We start from the raw sequence: 16,983 nt of genomic DNA on the forward strand, positions 1-16,983 counted from the left end.
TACCTCTTACCCTTCCTTCGCTTCTTGGTCATCACCAATGCTTAATTCTTCCAAAAGTTTCTTTCTTGCTTCTTCATCTTCAAGCACAGCCGCAATCTTCTTACGGAATGCAGGTACGTTGCCTAGAGGACCTTTCAAAGCCACTAATGCTTCTCGTAATTCAAGCAAGCCGTTAAGCTCTGGAACACTCTTTGCGATCGCCTCAGGTGAGAAATCTTTCATATCTTGGAAAGTAAGATCAACACTAAGCGGCGTTTCTGGATCATCAGAAAGACGGTTGTCAACGCTAATTTTTACATTCGGTGATAAACCATCTAAAACTTCATTGAAGTTGTTTTTATTGATATTGATTGGTGTACGCTCTTCGATAGGAGTATCATCAGCGCGTGCAGTAAAATCACCCACGACCATCATGCTCAATGGCAATTCTACGTCGTCTTGCGCATCGCCAGTTGATGGAACATAACGGATATTAATTCGCTCTTTAGGAGCCACCGAGCCGTCACGAGACATATTAAATTCCTTATTTAACTCTTTAAGTTAGCCATAAATGGATTCCCACATCTCATATTTCTGAGGAAGAAGATCCTTCTTTTCGAATAACGTATGCAGTGTTACTCGAATCAAATTTTCAAGCTGCATCGAGAGATGAGGTTCCCAATTAACCAAATTAAACGCATTGCAAATTTCCCACCCCTTCTCAAGGTACGGTAAACACAATGGATATAATCCAGCCGTTTGGTAAGCTGTTATTAATTGTAAATACAGTATAAATTGGCCTCGACCTGAACTGTCTAAGTCCAGCTTTTGGGCAATTTCTGCTGCAAACTCCCCGAAGTTTTCGAGGGTAATATCCTCCATTGGCATTGACGCTTCTTCCGAGATAACAACCGTTTTTATCATCGAATGAGAGCCTGAATGAGCAGAACGTTGACTGGCGAGCCAGTTCAATGCTGCTTCATCTGCAAATGGCATAGAATTTTTAAATGAGAGTTTTTCGATACCAGGAAAAGAATCAACAAAACTCTGGGTTTCTTGCAGAACAGCTTCTGCGGCGTCATTCAACCCAAGATTTTTAAGCATTGAATAGACAAGAAAATGTCCTGTTACCCAAAATGGTGAGTAGATCAAAACTTTCTCTAAACGTTTAACAGAATCAATATCACTTTCTTGTTGAGCTTTATCGGTATATTCAGCCAGTTGATCTGAGGAAACTGGTGAACCTAATTCCGTCTTACCATTATTACTGGTTGGTAATCCATCTGTTTCTGCCCAAGTTATATAGCGGTAAATTCGATATGCAAGTGGTTCTGCAGGATTGGCGTTCAACATCACTTCAGCAACTTTGTTTAGTGTTCGCATAGAAGCCGTTGGCGATGAAAAGTCGGTATCAATATCGACCTGTTTTTGTGGCGTGCTCTGACGTTTAACTGGAGTAGATGCTGACAAATCTGGTTTTTTATCAACAGGGACTTGCACTTGCACCGGTTTATCATTTTCGGGTTGAAAAACTTCTTTCTGTTGCTCTGGTATTGATTCCAAGACCTCTGAAGTAGCAACCTCTGAAACGGTTGCTGATGGATTAACTGATGGCTGTCTAACCTCTTCACTTGCACCTAGCGCGGCTCGCTGAGCTAAGGTATTCAGCTTACCTCGAATAGCAAAGAAGTCTGTTTCTGAATCTGGGTACAATTCATCGAATTTACCTTGCACAGAACCGATAAGTTTCACGCAATCATTAATAACATCACTTGAGGGTAGACTTTGTTCCAGTTGTTGAACCACCAGTTCAAATTGTTCACTTAGCCATAAAATTGCCGAATCTCGGGCACGCTTTCGGGTAGGATAAAGGTGACTTTCAAATTCATTTAATGCCCCATTAAAAAGCGACAAACCTCGATGAAAACCTTGCAACCCCTCTTCTTCTAACAAAGCACGAATTAAATAACACAGTGCTTTGATGTCTTTACTATGGTGCTCTAGAACTTCAACGGCATGATCTTTGACTACCTGCCAATCTACTGTCTCACCGAATAATGAACCAAATTTTTTTACTTCGGACTCCATCATTTCATAACAGAATTCGTATTTCGCATCTTCACCTACAGGTTGAGACTCTGAAATAGGTGCTAATAAACGCTCAATATCAACAACAGACATACATTAGCTCCTAGTTTGTTTTCGGTAGTCATTAAGTGCTCGTTGGACTGCAATTGCACCTCGTGCTGGTTGCGTACGCTGATGAGCTTGATTAATCGACTCATTGGCTCTGTATTCAAGTATCGCTGTTATATCATTGAATTTATTAATATCATAACGTTCAAGATCGCTTAGTGAGTCATACAGCTTTTGCTTATCGAATAACGATTTTTCATTTAAGGTGTTGTATAAAATGAAGACACTTCTGGCAATGATCAGTTCTTTAATCTTGGTGTTAATTTCTTCGCTCTCACCAAAATAGCTCCTGGCGAATTTAGCTTCCTGAATGGCTTTAGTATAAAAATGTGAGTTCGCATTTTCTTCTATCGACTGGTAAATGCGCTCCGTCACTTTTTGTGGCAGAACATGGCTATAAAAATACGCCTCAGATTGCTTTAGTTGCCATGTGGCTCGTACTTCTTTTGCCGCAAGTTCAGATTCACCACGTAAGATTAAATCTGCAATCTGTTTTTCTTTGCTACCCGCAATTTCAGACAGTTTTGTTGATGCAATAGAGGCCGAGTTGAGGCCTGACATGACTTTAGTAAAGCTCTTTTGTGCATTAGGCGCTAACTCCGCATCTTTGACGAGACTTACTTTGAGATTCACCAACTCTTTACGCAACTTCACCAGTGATTTAGGCAAATCATCGGCCAGTTTTTGATAAGAGGAAACCTGTTCTTGGTGACTCTCAAAACGTTCATTAAGCTTTGCCTGCTGAACTTGATAAGCCTTACGATAGGGTTCCGTGATTAGCATATTGTTGGTCATATCCGCCAAAGCGTGTTCTATATCCCAAGGAGCTTGTGCCAAAAAAGATGCCGTTTGCGCTGGTTTGATTGTTGAGTTTAACGAGTCTTGCGTCAGCGTAAAACTCGGTTCAGATTTTACAATGGCTTTCCATTCCGGCTGACTTTGCTGATACAGATAATTACCAGTAATCGCACAAACGCTCAAAGCTAAACACGCTTCTAATACTTTGAACCGGCCGTATCCCACTTTATCTTGTGGTTTACAGTGAGTAAGTAAAAGATCAGCATTACGTAAGCTACTGAATATCGGAGCATTAGATTGAGAGTCAATCGCTTGAGTATCTATTCGAGCCAATTGCTGAGCAAAAGATATTGCGGTATAGCCATGTCCACGTGGGTTATTGATTACTTCTTTAAGCAATTTCCAAGAATGGTTAGGAATCAAACCAGGACGTTTACGCCCTTTAATTTCTTTATGCCAAGCATCGCCAAAAATAGACCCCAAAAATAAGTGTCCAGTCAATAATGCTAATGAATAAACATCATCCTGAGGCTGAGTATTACCAGTCTCTAAATAGACTGGTGATGCGTAGTTTAGACTGGCTTCTGCATGAGCTTCGCTCTCGCCAATATAGCGTGCAGCACCAAAATCAATCAGTTTGACATGATCTCCATCGCTAACCAGAATATTTGATGGCTTGATATCGAGGTGACAGATACCTCTTGTATGCATAAACTCAAGGGCACCTGCCAATTGGTACACTAACCAAGCAATATGATCGTGACGAAAACCCTTATTGCTGTAGCGTTGCATCTTCTCAGCAAGAGACTCACCTTGAATCCACTCATACATCAAGTATGGGCGCTCAAAGTCATTACTGACTTTAATAAACTCCGCGACGCTTGGGTGCTGTGACAACTCTAACCGACTGGCTTCATTAAGCAGCATTGTACTGCTAATATTGGGCGCCTCTTCATTGACAACCTTGCAGCATAGTTGTTTTTCAGGCTCACCTTTTTTAGCCAGATGATAAACTGTCGTCCTGCCGTTGTTTGAAGGAAGAGTGTCTAGTACATCGAATTGTGAAAAAAGAACATATTCGAGCTTTGGCTTATTATTTTTAGCCACCCTTTTTTGATTTAGTTTCTTTTTTTCAATGGCTTTAACAACCAATTGGTTTATATACCCATTAGCTGTTTCTTGCTTATCAGACACTGCTTAGCACTCTTCTATCGAACAAGTATTATTAATGTTAGATGATATTTGTTAGTACATGCTTGTATCAATAGTAGTTTTAAAAAAGGACACTAAATCTAGAACTTTAGTTATTATTACTAATATATTCCTTGCTTATTGCTTCGCTTTAACTGCCTTTGTGCTTCTCTATTTATGTCATAAAATGGAGACGTTAAATCACTATAAAAATATACCTCAAGATCTACTCTCCAGTCGGCATCATGAAACTAAATTGAATACCCCTAAAGCAACTCAAAGTGCTTGGAAATATATTCTTACATAGCTCGTAATTGAATGAATGCTTTGTCACCACTTGGGTCAAAAGTCAAAAGTGATGCAGGGTGATGACCTTGATGATACTGAGCTGCAAAACCTACGAGAGCAAGGGTTGAGCCACTTCCCATTGTTCCCCAAAGTTCATTAATTAAGGTAGGTTCTTCTGGGTTGATAAATCGTTCAGCTTTTGCTCCAAGTGCAAAACCATAGTCTTCACTATGATCTCTTAAGTTTGACATGTCTGTATAAGGTTCACCGAAACTTGCCAGTTTTTTTGCTGCTCTTTGCACCAAGCGAAACATACCACGCCGATCTTGTGTCTCAATCTCAGTATCTAAATAACTGATTTCTGCTTTAGGCTTAAGCCTTAACGTTTCAATAATATTTCGACGACCAAGAATTAATCCGGCTCCACCTTCACTCGGTATCAAGCCCCATGGATTATAAGTACTCACAACTTTTTGTTGTTCAATTAACTGTTCCAATGATTCAACCATTGAATCAAGTGAAATACACATGAGAGCATCGTACTTATCCAGTGCTTTTAGCGTCTGGATAAGAAACTGAGGCCCACTGACATGAAAAACCTCTATCAAAGAAATAAAGTCTGCATAAGTGCTTTCCTCTAGCCATTTCTGCATTTTCAATAGTGGAATCGAAGATGGCACTGAGATCATTAAAGGCGCAGGTTTAAGAACTCGGGGCATTTGAAGCAGCAGAGAATCAAGAATGATACTGGTTAATTCACAAACTTTTTCAAACGGATCTTGGGATTGGGTATATTCAATTTTTGTAAATGAGAATCGCTCAACCCCACCATGGATATTGTATTGATCAAACAAACCTAAATCCGCTTTTGACACTGCTGTCGCGACGTTAAGGTTCATCCCTGTTGGTGTGACAACTTCACAACCTAATACATAACGCCCTGTTGAATTAAACATCGATTGCATCCTTAGATTGTGATTTTACTTCTGTCGATACCAATAAATGTTCCCTGCCTTGACAAGGAAATACCGCGGTATAACTCAGCGAAATTTGTTTGGTTTCAGTATCTGCAAAGATAGTATAAACCGGCATAGCTGCCTGCTCTTGGCCATCTTTAAAAGTCGCAATAGCGATATATTTTTCATCTGGAATGCGAAAAGCAATAGTGTCATTATGACAGAAGCCACTCATCATCAAACGCTCCCCTCCAGACACATAGCCTTTACACTGTTGGTCTTGCGGGGCACTCTGATTGAATTTGACATCAAAATCTAGAGGAAGTATAGGTTTACGATTTTCTAGCCAATCTTGGTCAAACGTGCCCGCTAATTTTTGCCTTTGTGCGAAAAAAGGAGGAATAGCACCAAAACCTGCGACACGAGCTTGGCTAGATGAAGGGCTCCATGTTTCACCTAGGTAAAATATAGAAGGGACCTTTTGTTGTAAAAGTTCAATAGTTGACTCTGCAACACCACCACCAATTCGATTATCAAAGCCACCACCAACAGCACATGTATAATCAATATCTTTTTCAATAAATGCCAATGGCAAACTGACGGTAATGCTGCCACCATGCTCAACCCAAACACGCTCACCATGTACTGCTATAGTTTTGTCGATATGGCCATCAAGTAAAACTCGACATTCTTGGTACGTAACTGGTTTTTTACCATAGCTCCGAGCTTTACCATGGATCAATACATCTGTATTTTCCTTAAAAAAAGCAAACTCATGGTCCACTTTCAATGCAGAAAAGCCTTCTTCTCCTAAATATTGTGGACCATCAAAAATTTCACAATCCACTAAGTTTTGCCACTGACCATCGTTAAATTGCCATGTTTGTTTGCCAACCACTACCCACACTTCTTCACCCTGTTCGTTACGCTGGAATCGGCCTTTAAGTGAGAGTTGAGGATGGGGTTCAATATCCCACAATTGCATTGCTGTTCCTTAAATTAAATCTTTCGCGTGCTGAAGGTACTGACTTTAAATTATGAAAAACCCATTCTTGCTGGAAGACTGGCATTACCATATTCCAGGAGATGAAAGCCCTAGATTGGATGCACAATTGTCTCCATAACCATTGACGAAAAGTGTCGTGGATATCGGAGTTCTGCATCGCCATCAACGTGGAGTCAAAACTGAGTTCGTAACCAAGCCGACTTGGTAGGTTTTGTTTAAACTCTTCCTCCTCAAGCCAAACTTGTAGAAGCTGAATCACTTCTTCCCATTCAAATTCAATACCTATTTGATTAGGTTTGCATGGTAAATAATTGCCAAAAACAACATAAAGAGCATGAACCCAGACTTCGCCATCAAACTCATCTAATGTCACTAGATGTTCAATAATTTCTGGTACTAGGCTCGTCTCCCCACACAACATAAAATCATAAGGCGCCTGTTCTGAGTGAACATTAAATGCTGAAAATTCCTCTAGGCCCAATAACTTGCCATAAGTAAGCACTTGTTTGGAAGGAAGGCCGTTTGGATCGGTTCCAAAATGTTGTCTGAACCATGTGTTTTTATCCTGTTTAGTCAACAAACGTTCAAATAGATACTGCTCTCCTTGCGCGTTATCATTTACCCATTCAATCGCTTCTTTAACATCATTTTTTGCCAACAAAGGATAGGCAAGATTCGCCGAAATAATGCCTTCTCTTAGCCAACGTTTAGTCAATGATATACTTAATGTATGCCGTATTTGCAGACACTCAAAATAGCGTAAACTCGCAGGTGTCTTACCTTCAATTAACTCCACCAAAACTTGGTCAATATTAACTAACTGCGACTGCGCAATTATCAAGTTTGCAGTATTTTTCTCTAACTCATTGAGTTGACTCAAACCACATAATAAATTATCAAGCTCAGCACCGAATTCAGGCTGTAACATTAACCATACATAGATTTCCGGTTGAACGTTTTTCTGCGTATAGATTAAGCCAGGAGCGAGCTTATAGAAGGCTAAATAAACTTGTTTTAACTCTTCCATTTTACGTTCAATTAAACGTAAATAATTGTGCTCTCGACTCGGGTAACCACGTTTAAATAATTGCACTCTCTGTTTCAGCAAAAAGGAAAAACTTTCAGAAGCAGTATTCAGTTTTTCTTCACAAAAGTATAAATATGCTTCTGTAAGAGTAGACAAGTCATCTATCGCTTTTTCAGAAAGCTCTAATGCATTTTCAACCTGTTTTTGGTCAATCGATGCTTTAACCTGTTCGACACTAATTTTCTGTCGCATATCTTATTCAAGCTCCAAGTTTATTTTGAATAATATACCCTACTGTTCTCAAGTTTTTGGGTATAAATATCTTTCATTTGGGGATCAATTGATTGCAACCGTGCCTCCTTGTATTTTTTGCGTTTTTTCTGCCTGAGAAGTCACGTATTTTCCTTTTGTTATCACGCGCCCGTCTCGACCACTATACCGAGTTTCCGTTTCCCCGCTTCTAACAATCAGTTCTTGTTCGGTTTCAATCACCATCTTTTTGGCTCGTATGATGAATTCCTCTGGCTGAACCAGCATAGAAAATACAATGTCTGTAACCACAGGCAGACTGATATCATTATCCAAGAACTCTATTCGACAATGCATATTGTTATCGATTGCTATCTGCAATTCTTCTCGTTTAAACAAGCGACTCAGCCTTGCTGTCAGTGGTTTCTTAAATGGATTACCTTCAAAGTCCACACGAACAGTAGCTGTTGACGGATTAATACTAATTATCTTGCCAAAACGCGAAAAGCAAGCCGAAGTTTCGGCTTGCTCTTGTGTAATGATCTCTGTAGTAAGAGTCTGTTTTTCCATCATTAATTTATCGCTACGCTGCCACCTTTTATGGCGACTTTATCACTGCCTTCAATCGTAATTGAAGAGCCTGACAATTTAATTGATCCATCACTGGTCATCACCAGAGATGAGCCTCCTGTTTTTAATACAATTTTATCGCCACTAATGATTTGTGTTGCGCCATCGGCTTTATAAGAGGTATTACCTTTTACAGATACCGTCAAATTACCACCAACTGTTTGGTTATCATCAGAGCCAACATCTGAATTCTTTGAAGCACCAACGGTTAAGTTGCTATTTTGGCCGATATCAAGATCATCATTTTTACCAATCTTTGTAGTACGGTTGTCGCCAATTTCTAAATCAGAGTTATTTTTAACAAAGTGTTTCTCATTGGCGTTGTAAGTTACCGTAACATCTTGTTCCACTGTTTCGGTAAAGGTGCTATTAACTTGCGTAGTTTTATGACCGTCGATCATTTCTTTATGATCGCCATAAACATCGTTAGTTTGGTTGCGTGCAACTTTTAGGAATTCATCCTGACCTATGTCACGGTAACGGTTATTAAGAACCTTCGTCGACATATCTTTTTGAGCATGAATATAGACTTCTTCCTGATTTGCCTCATCTTCAAAACTTAGTTCGTTATATCCTGTTCCTTTGTGTGTTTGTGTACGGAATGTGGTACGAGTTTTGTTTTCAGGTAAAGCATATGGAGGGAAATGCAGACCATTATAGACGGCACCTGTTACTAGCGGTCTATCAGGGTCACCTTCCAAAAAGGTAATTACAACTTCGTGACCAATACGTGGTAAATAGACTGCACCCCAGTTTGGTGCTGCCATAGACTGACTAACTCGGATCCAACAGCCTGAATTTTCATCATTGTTCCCATAGCGGTCCCAGTGGAATTGGACTTTGATACGTCCTAAATTATCGGTGTAAATCTCTTCACCTGCCGGGCCTACTACGACTGCTGTTTGAGGGCCCTCAACCACAGGCGCAGCCATTTTAGGTGCTTTATATACGATATCACGAGGAATACAGGTGAATTGATTGTAGTAAGTGGTCGGCATTCCACTATTTTCATCTTCATGAACCTGCGGATCCTGTCCAACATGAACAACAGAGAGCATGATATAATCGCGATTAATCGCATCTCTAGGGTGTTTCATAATTTCAAAACTGTAACCCGATGCAAAACGCATCACATCACTACTGGCTTCGATCTGTTGATTATCTACAACATGCTCCGACATCCATTCAGTGGTTCTAACCATTCCCATAGCAGGATCGAAGTATCGTCCAGGATAGTCGAACAATTTAAGGTCGGAATCTAAATTTCCTGCTTGAGTCATTGCTTGTGGAATTTTAGGCGTTTCATAATTGTAATCGGTATAGGTTACTTCACCTGTTCGTACACGATTAACCAGCTCTAAATCCGTAATATGCTCTCGATCAGCAGCACCGCCACCATCAGAATGAAACCATATTGGGCCAGCATAAGAAGCATTTTGAGTTGAGTTAGCGAGAGGAATAATCGCATCATTGCTATCAACAATAACCATTGTATGGTTTGCTTCCGAGTGATCAAAGTAATACCACATACCATGCTCAGCAAGAATACGCTGAACAAACTGAAGGTCAGTTTCGCGGTATTGCAGGACATATTCTTTAGGCGGATATACACCGGAGAGTTCAAAGCGATAATCTGTTACAGAACCATCATCTAATACTTCGGTAATGATATCCTGAGCCGATTTTTGCTGAAAAATTCTGCAATCTTGACGTTGAGTTAAAAACCAAGCTTGAGGGACTAAAACTAGCTGATAACGAGAAAAACGACGGCCAGTACCTAAAAAGCGTACCTCATTAACCACTCCATTAAATACACGAGCAGCCCCAGCGCCTTGCCCATAAAGCGTTAGCACACCCGCTTTACGAATAAGTTCATCAAAAGAGATATCAGGATCAAGTGAAAGTAATGAAAGATTGATGTGGAATGGCTTAGACAGCTCTTCATTAACTTGAAAACCTTCTACTCGAAATTCGTGCCCACACCCAGGCACTTCAAATTTAAATTCTACTTCATTTAGCATATCTTTCACCTGATACAAATAATCGAATTAGGGCCAACAAACGTTGGCCCTCAGTCATTACGCGATTAAGCAAATTATGCTTCGCGTGGAGCACGCCAGTCGTCGTTACCTGCTGTGCCACACTTCTCGTGAGTCACTTCAATAGCACGGTAAGTTAGCTTAAGTACTTCTTCAGTTACGCGGTCCGCTGTTGATGCATCTTGACAGTGGTTCATACGAGTTTGAACATCTACTAGTAGTGCATCAATCAGTTTGATTGAGTAGTAATGCTCTTGCTTACCTTGTACAGAAGTACGGTAGAAACGAATTACACACTCAGGAAGCTTTTCACCAGAAACAAGGGCGTTGAAAAGCAGTGGAGAACAACGGTCTTGAACCTTAGTTACAATAACTGGACGGTGTACACGTTGACCTGTTGGCTGGCCACTTTGAGGATCACGTGGTACTGTTAGAACGTGATCAAGTTCTTGAACTAGGAACTCATCAACGTGCTCAGATTGCCATGTGTTACCTACAGAGTCAGCTGTGTAAGTATCTTTAGTGATGTGGCCTTGAGTCTCGCCCTTGATAGACATATATGCTGGAGTTGGCATTGCTATTTCCTTTTTTAATCTGTTTCGTTGAATTACCAAATCGCTTATCACCGCGACAATTACTACAATACAATCCTCGTGCCAACTTTTTAAGCCAATAAAAACAACACCTTATAATGATAATTTATTTTTTAAATATTTTTAAACAACAATAAGTTGGAAAAAATAACAAATATTTAGACAAAATAATAATAAGTTGTTTTGACTTAATAAAGTTAAAATAACCATAAAAAGCTTAGTAAATAAAGTTATTTAAACTGGCGATTTGGTTATTTTTACTATCAATAAAAACGTATTTTTAAAAATATTAAGAAAGCAACAAACAATCAGACCAATAGGTATTTTATTTACACTAATAAACCGTAGTCAAAATATCTTAAAATAAAATCTTCATTGCTATATTTAGTATAATAGGTGTACCTCTTTCTTACTGTGAATAAAAACGGCAATGATCAACATCAATTTATCTTCATTAATACAACGCCTGCACCCAATCACAAAAGTGGCATTGGAAGATGCAGCAGCGTTAGCGGTTTCTGAAAAAGCAACCGAGGTTCAAATCGAACACTACTTATTAAGTCTTTTAGAAAGGCCAAATAGTGATTTTGACGTATTATTAAGTCACTTTGATTGCTCAGAGAACTTGTTTAGACAATCTATTCGTTCGACATTGGATACCAGTGCCAAAGGTAACGGCAGTAAACCTGTATTCTCTGCTTTATTAATTGAGTGGCTACAAGAGAGTTGGTTAGTTTCCTCTCTTGATCTCAGTGAAACTCAAATTCGATCTGGAGCTTTACTGCTTACATTAGTCAGTAACCCACTACGTTATGGTCAACACGGTTATGCTTCTATTTTAGAAAGTGTTAATCAAGACAGCTTGAAACGTAACTTCAAAGAATTGACGAGCCAGTCGATTGAATCACAAGCTTCAAGTACAGAAACAACCAAAGCACGTGAAGAAGGTTCGGCTCTAAGCAAGTTCACCACTGACTTTACGGGCAAAGCTCGCAAAGGTGAAATTGACCCAGTATTCTGTCGAGATCAGGAAATTCGTCAAATTATTGATATTCTTGCACGTCGTCGAAAGAATAACCCTATTGCAGTAGGTGAACCAGGTGTTGGTAAAACAGCTGTTGTTGAAGGGCTTGCATTAAAAATCGTCCAAGGTGAAGTACCTGATAGCTTAAAAGGTGTCGAGCTTTACGGTCTGGATATGGGCCTGTTACAGGCTGGAGCAAGCGTAAAAGGTGAGTTTGAAAAACGCCTTAATGCTGTATTAGACGAAGTGAAGAATTCACCAACTCCTGTTATATTATTTATTGACGAAGCCCACACCCTAGTCGGTGGTGGTAATCAAGCTGGTGGCAGTGACGCTGCTAACTTACTCAAGCCTGCATTGGCTCGTGGCGAAGTAAAAACTATTGCCGCCACAACATGGTCAGAATACAAAAAGTACTTCGAAAAAGATCCTGCTTTGGCACGTCGTTTTCAATTGGTTAAATTAGATGAGCCATCCCCAGAGCAAGCTGCTTTAATTATTCGTGGTCTCCGTCCAGCTTACGAGAAATCACACAATGTTTATGTACGTGACGATGCTATTACGGCTGCGGCTTCTTTAGCTGCACGTTATATTTCGGGTCGCCAACTACCAGATAAAGCGATCGATGTGCTTGATACAGCTTGCGCTCGAGTCAATATCAGCTTAAATGCCATTCCAGCTCCAGTCGAAAGCCTTCAACAAGAACTTGCAGCACAACAACGTGAACTTGACGCTTTAGAACGTGATGCGTTACAACAAACAGGTGATAAGCACAGCTTAGCGACGATTCCAGATTTAAAAGCCGCAATGGAACGAACAAGAGTTGAACTATCCATACAAGAAAAACAATGGCAAGCAGAGAAAGTACAAATTGAAGAGATGATTGCTCTACGTTCTCGTCTTCATGAACTTGTCTCTAACCTACAAACTGATGCTGAAGAAATCGAGGCAACACAAGAGCAACAAGAAACAGAACAAGCTTCACCTTTTGCACATCTTGATGAAGAAGCTGTTCGTTCTGCAATTGCAGCCTGCCAAGAACAACTGACAGTAATCCGAGGCAATCACCCACTTGTTCATTTTGAAGTTGGGCCAGATGAAGTGAGCCACGTCATTTCAGATTGGACTGGTATTCCAATGGGTAAAGTCCTTCAAGACGAAGCGGAAACCACATTAAACTTAAAAGAGAATTTAACCAATAACATCAAAGGGCAAGAATTTGCTATTGATGCTTTAGCGGAAGGCATTCAAACAGCTAAAGCAGGCTTAATTAATCCAGACGCTCCTACTGGTGTATTTCTCCTTGTTGGTCCAAGTGGTGTAGGTAAAACAGAAACAGCTCGTGTTATCGCGGAGCAAATGTTTGGTGGTGAGCGCTTTATGACCACAATCAATATGTCTGAATTCCAAGAAAAGCACACCGTATCACGGCTGATTGGTTCTCCTCCAGGTTACGTTGGTTATGGTGAAGGTGGCATGCTGACAGAAGCCGTTCGTCAACGTCCCTATTCTGTCGTATTACTGGATGAAGTCGAAAAAGCAGATCCTGAAGTGCTTAATCTTTTCTATCAAGTATTCGATAAAGGAACACTGAATGATGGTGAAGGTCGTACCATTGACTTTAAAAATACCTTGATCATCATGACCAGTAATCTTGCAACTCATGAGATTGAAACGCTCGCTCGACAATCTGACCAAATGGATGCGAATACCATCGCGGAAGCAATTCGTCCAACTCTCAACCATCATTTCAAACCAGCATTATTAGCCCGAATGTCTGTATTGCCATTCTTGCCACTATCAGATGAAGCGATGACGGAGATCATTCACCATAAACTGAACAAAGTGTCGCAACGTTTATACAATCATCATAAATTGTCACTTAATTACGACAACAACTTGGTTGAATTTGTTTTAGGAAACTGTCGACTTGCAGAAACAGGCGCACGTAACATTGATGCAGTAATAAATCGTCAGTTATTACCTCAACTATCAACACAACTCCTTGTGCAAGAAAAGGATGATGCACATAGTCAAATTACCGTATCCGTCGATGAGCAAGGAACTCTAGCTTATGCGTTCAGCTAATCATAGCGAACTAAGTAATGCGATACTTGCGATCAGCCAATCATTGGCTGATCGCAGCCAACTCACACAGACATTAGATGCTGTGCTAACGGCTGCAAGGCAAATGACGCTAGCGAAACATGGAACCATCTATGTGCTTGACCAAACTGGTCAAGCATTACTTCCAAGTACGGCACATAGTAATGATAAAGCCATTTATGATCATCCATGGGGTGCCATTCAACTCGAATCAGCAAGTGAAATGGATCCATTCAATTTTGCCGTACTTAACGGAGAAGTGGTTCTGATCAATGAATTGTACAAGTACAATGGGTACGACTGCGAAGACATATACCAAACAGAGCAAACCTTGGGTGTGCAAAGTGCCAACCTTTTAGCATGGCCTTTAATTGATAACGACAGCAAAACCATTGGCCTCTTAGTATTACTTGATCTAAATGTGATTGACAATGAAACCGCGCTAACTGAGTTTTGTCGAATGGCAGCAAGTAATATAAGACAGGCAATATGGTTGGAGCAATATGGTCAGATCATACGCAACCTTAGTGCAGACAACAAAGCTCTATTTCGTGAAAATACCCAGCTTAAAAAACAAAAAAATAAATCTTATCAAGGCCCAATCGCAGAAAGTAAAGAGATGCTCAACGTACTTAGCCGTTTGGATAAAGTACTCTCACTCCCTGTTGATGTGTTACTGCGAGGTGAAACAGGAGCGGGTAAAGAAGTCATCGCAAAATACATTCACGAAAATTCGAATCGTGCCGAACAAGCACTAATTGTACAAAACTGTGCGGCCATTCCAGAACAACTCCTCGAATCAGAATTATTCGGCCATAAAAAAGGATCGTTTACAGGCGCAGACAAAGATAAAATAGGCTTGTTTGAAGCTGCTGATGGCGGGACACTTTTCCTCGATGAAATTGGTGATATGCCAATGTTATTACAGGCAAAGCTTTTACGAGTACTGCAAGAGCGTAAATTACGCCCAATTGGTGGAAACAAAGAAATTGAAGTCGATGTTCGAGTTATCGCAGCAACGCATTGCAACTTAATGCAGCAAATTAAAGATGGTGGCTTCAGAGCAGACTTGTTTTATCGTTTAAATGTGTTTCCGGTCACCTTACCACCACTACGAGCAAGATCTGCTGATATTATTCCTCTTGCACAACATTTTGTAAAACAAACAGCCCACAAACTTGGCCTAAATGAACCACCAGGGTTAAGTGCCAGAGTACAAAAGCAGCTCATTGATTACTCATATCCAGGTAACGTACGTGAATTAAAAAATATTATCGAACGCTCTGTTTTACTCTCTGATTTTGAAACAATTACTCAAATAGAATTTGGAGATCAAATCCCAGAATCACCTACCGCTGAGCAAATCGAAACAACCATTCATACTGCAACTGAATCAACAAAACTCAATACAGCCAGCGAAAGAGAAATGGCCGCTGGTTTAAAAGAAGCAGTCAGTCAATACGAACGAACCGTGATATTAGATTGCTTAAACGCCTGTAATTGGCATACCAAAAAAGCGGCTGAGCAACTGGCCTTACCATTAAGCACGCTGAATCATAAAATGAAAAAGTATGACATTTCTGCAGTGAGTTCATCCTAATTAGCACAACTGAGATCCATTTATTACCTAAATATAAAATCTCATAATATTTATCTTTCAGAAGAATTAGGATCGAATTTCAAAAGGGTATAAAAAAGGTGAGCGCAAACCCGATAAAGTAAGCGCTCACAAATACGTAATCGTAGCGAAGTTAGCTAGGCAGTTGCATCCCCACTAAAATTACAAAGTTAGTTTTAACCAAAATTGAATACTTCTCATTCTGACAGAGGTAAGTTACGGCTAACTTTGCCAGAGTCACGAGATGTTAGTTCAAATAAATTATATTTAAAAAGATAATAATATCAACGCTATATATCAACCAATAGAATAATCAACAATGTCGACATATTAACTTAATATGTGTTATTAGCTCTAATTCAATAGTAAAAGTGCATGGATTTATAGAAAAAATAGAGTGAATAACTTCAGGTATGACCATGAAACATAAATAAAAAACATGCGACAGATCACATTGATAGCCAAAGCCTCTTTAGTTATTAATAAAAAAGAGCTGCTGCATTCATCAACCCTGCACTCAAAGAAGTGGACGCAAGAAAAATCGCTTTTGCTTTATACCCCTTCTGAAGATCTGCCGTCAGGTTCGGTATTGTAAAGTGCACCACTTGGAAATTTACACACTGTACTAAAATAGCGAGGCTGCCCCATAAAATAAAATCTACAATACTGATCGAGACTTTAAAAGCGGTTGTTAACGCGATAACGAAACCCAGTGTCGCCCCGCTAAAAGCAATAGCAGCAGCTTCATTATTTTGTTTAATTAAACTCCATTCATCAAGGGAAGTAAATTTTGTATATGAATAAAAAAATGCGGATAACAGAAGTGTGAAAAGCCCTAAGTAGGCACAAAAAGAAATGACATTACCTATGCATCTAAGTAACTCGAACTCATGCGATTCAAGCATTAGGTTTATCCTTAAAGTAGAATCTTATGGCTGTAAAGCAATGATTGATTACGACTCATAAGTTGAATAAGACAATCTAGATGTTATCTGGAGGTATAAGCTCAGACTCCATCATGATATGAAGATCAATGAGACAGATTAAGCCTTGGCTTTTAAAGCTTCAAAAGTACCCAAGTAACGATAAGTGTCTTTGTCTTCACTTGGGTAAAGAGAATAAAAGCGAGCTTTGGTGGCTCGCTTTCGCAGTTAAGCGGCGATATTAAGTGAGTTATTTCCAGTGACGACTAACTGGTAATAGCCATTAGGTAATAAACTCAGGTCCATCTCACTGCTCCAATCTTTACCAGTCACTGTCGCCTTCACTGGTACAATACCCTG

The 16,983-nt window shown here is 39.9% G+C and carries 11 protein-coding genes and 2 pseudogenes; 3 read left to right on the top strand and 10 right to left on the bottom strand.

The window, feature by feature from the left end; all coding sequences use genetic code 11:
• Positions 1-6: 6 nt before the first annotated feature.
• The 9 genes from tssB to VSA01S_RS06300 form a co-directional block, all read right to left on the bottom strand.
• Positions 7-513: a type VI secretion system contractile sheath small subunit gene (tssB, locus tag VSA01S_RS06260; protein ID WP_039982841.1), complete on the bottom strand. Its 507-nt coding sequence runs from the start codon at positions 511-513 to the stop codon at positions 7-9.
• Positions 514-540: 27 nt separating this feature from the next.
• Positions 541-2,160, bottom strand: a complete 1,620-nt coding sequence (gene tssA / locus VSA01S_RS06265; RefSeq protein ID WP_039982843.1) for a type VI secretion system protein TssA — start codon at positions 2,158-2,160, stop codon at positions 541-543.
• A gap of 3 nt (positions 2,161-2,163) precedes the next feature.
• Positions 2,164-4,167 (bottom strand): protein kinase family protein, encoded by a 2,004-nt coding sequence (locus VSA01S_RS06270; protein WP_039982845.1) that lies wholly within the window; start codon positions 4,165-4,167, stop codon positions 2,164-2,166.
• Between the two features lie 296 nt (positions 4,168-4,463).
• Complete coding sequence (locus VSA01S_RS06275; RefSeq protein ID WP_039982846.1) at positions 4,464-5,408, bottom strand: hypothetical protein; 945 nt, start codon at positions 5,406-5,408, stop codon at positions 4,464-4,466.
• Positions 5,401-6,393, bottom strand: coding sequence for a DUF2169 family type VI secretion system accessory protein (locus tag VSA01S_RS06280; protein ID WP_039982848.1), 993 nt, complete (start codon positions 6,391-6,393; stop codon positions 5,401-5,403). The genes VSA01S_RS06275 and VSA01S_RS06280 overlap by 8 nt, the downstream gene beginning before the upstream one ends.
• Positions 6,374-7,693: a hypothetical protein gene (locus tag VSA01S_RS06285; protein WP_039982849.1), complete on the bottom strand. Its 1,320-nt coding sequence runs from the start codon at positions 7,691-7,693 to the stop codon at positions 6,374-6,376. The genes VSA01S_RS06280 and VSA01S_RS06285 overlap by 20 nt, the downstream gene beginning before the upstream one ends.
• Positions 7,694-7,777: 84 nt before the next feature.
• On the bottom strand, positions 7,778-8,263 hold the full coding sequence (locus VSA01S_RS06290; protein ID WP_039982850.1) for a hypothetical protein: 486 nt from the start codon (positions 8,261-8,263) through the stop codon (positions 7,778-7,780).
• Entirely contained in the window at positions 8,263-10,341 is a 2,079-nt protein-coding gene (locus VSA01S_RS06295) for a type VI secretion system Vgr family protein (protein ID WP_039982851.1), read from the bottom strand. Before VSA01S_RS06295 ends, VSA01S_RS06290 begins: the two co-directional genes overlap by 1 nt.
• A gap of 74 nt (positions 10,342-10,415) precedes the next feature.
• Positions 10,416-10,934 (bottom strand): Hcp family type VI secretion system effector, encoded by a 519-nt coding sequence (locus VSA01S_RS06300; RefSeq protein WP_039982853.1) that lies wholly within the window; start codon positions 10,932-10,934, stop codon positions 10,416-10,418.
• Positions 10,935-11,382: 448 nt separating this feature from the next.
• Here VSA01S_RS06300 and tssH point away from each other — a divergent pair, with 448 nt between their 5' ends.
• The 3 genes and pseudogenes from tssH to VSA01S_RS20535 all read left to right on the top strand — a co-directional run.
• Positions 11,383-14,064, top strand: coding sequence for a type VI secretion system ATPase TssH (tssH, locus tag VSA01S_RS06305; protein ID WP_039982649.1), 2,682 nt, complete (start codon positions 11,383-11,385; stop codon positions 14,062-14,064).
• Positions 14,051-15,431: pseudogene (locus VSA01S_RS06310) on the top strand (sigma-54-dependent Fis family transcriptional regulator); the annotation flags it as partial. The gene tssH and the pseudogene VSA01S_RS06310, both read left to right, overlap by 14 nt.
• A 74-nt stretch (positions 15,432-15,505) precedes the next feature.
• Positions 15,506-15,682: pseudogene (locus tag VSA01S_RS20535) on the top strand (helix-turn-helix domain-containing protein); the annotation flags it as partial.
• A gap of 497 nt (positions 15,683-16,179) precedes the next feature.
• Here the strand turns inward: VSA01S_RS20535 and VSA01S_RS06315 are convergent.
• Positions 16,180-16,605: a DUF350 domain-containing protein gene (locus tag VSA01S_RS06315; protein WP_050567419.1), complete on the bottom strand. Its 426-nt coding sequence runs from the start codon at positions 16,603-16,605 to the stop codon at positions 16,180-16,182.
• Positions 16,606-16,983: the final 378 nt, after the last annotated feature.

Origin of the sequence: Vibrio sagamiensis NBRC 104589 (genome assembly GCF_007990935.1) — a bacterium.
Taxonomy (GTDB): domain Bacteria; phylum Pseudomonadota; class Gammaproteobacteria; order Enterobacterales; family Vibrionaceae; genus Vibrio; species Vibrio sagamiensis.

Excerpts from the sequence above, each read along its gene's own strand:
- tssB (WP_039982841.1), bottom strand. The coding sequence starts at position 513 with ATGTCTCGTGACGGCTCGGTGGCTCCTAAAGAGCGAATTAATATCCGT.
- tssA (WP_039982843.1), bottom strand. The coding sequence starts at position 2,160 with ATGTCTGTTGTTGATATTGAGCGTTTATTAGCACCTATTTCAGAGTCT.
- VSA01S_RS06275 (WP_039982846.1), bottom strand. The coding sequence starts at position 5,408 with ATGTTTAATTCAACAGGGCGTTATGTATTAGGTTGTGAAGTTGTCACA.
- VSA01S_RS06280 (WP_039982848.1), bottom strand. The coding sequence starts at position 6,393 with ATGCAATTGTGGGATATTGAACCCCATCCTCAACTCTCACTTAAAGGC.
- VSA01S_RS06285 (WP_039982849.1), bottom strand. The coding sequence starts at position 7,693 with ATGCGACAGAAAATTAGTGTCGAACAGGTTAAAGCATCGATTGACCAA.
- VSA01S_RS06290 (WP_039982850.1), bottom strand. The coding sequence starts at position 8,263 with ATGATGGAAAAACAGACTCTTACTACAGAGATCATTACACAAGAGCAA.
- VSA01S_RS06295 (WP_039982851.1), bottom strand. The coding sequence starts at position 10,341 with ATGCTAAATGAAGTAGAATTTAAATTTGAAGTGCCTGGGTGTGGGCAC.
- VSA01S_RS06300 (WP_039982853.1), bottom strand. The coding sequence starts at position 10,934 with ATGCCAACTCCAGCATATATGTCTATCAAGGGCGAGACTCAAGGCCAC.
- tssH (WP_039982649.1), top strand. The coding sequence starts at position 11,383 with ATGATCAACATCAATTTATCTTCATTAATACAACGCCTGCACCCAATC.
- VSA01S_RS06315 (WP_050567419.1), bottom strand. The coding sequence starts at position 16,605 with ATGCTTGAATCGCATGAGTTCGAGTTACTTAGATGCATAGGTAATGTC.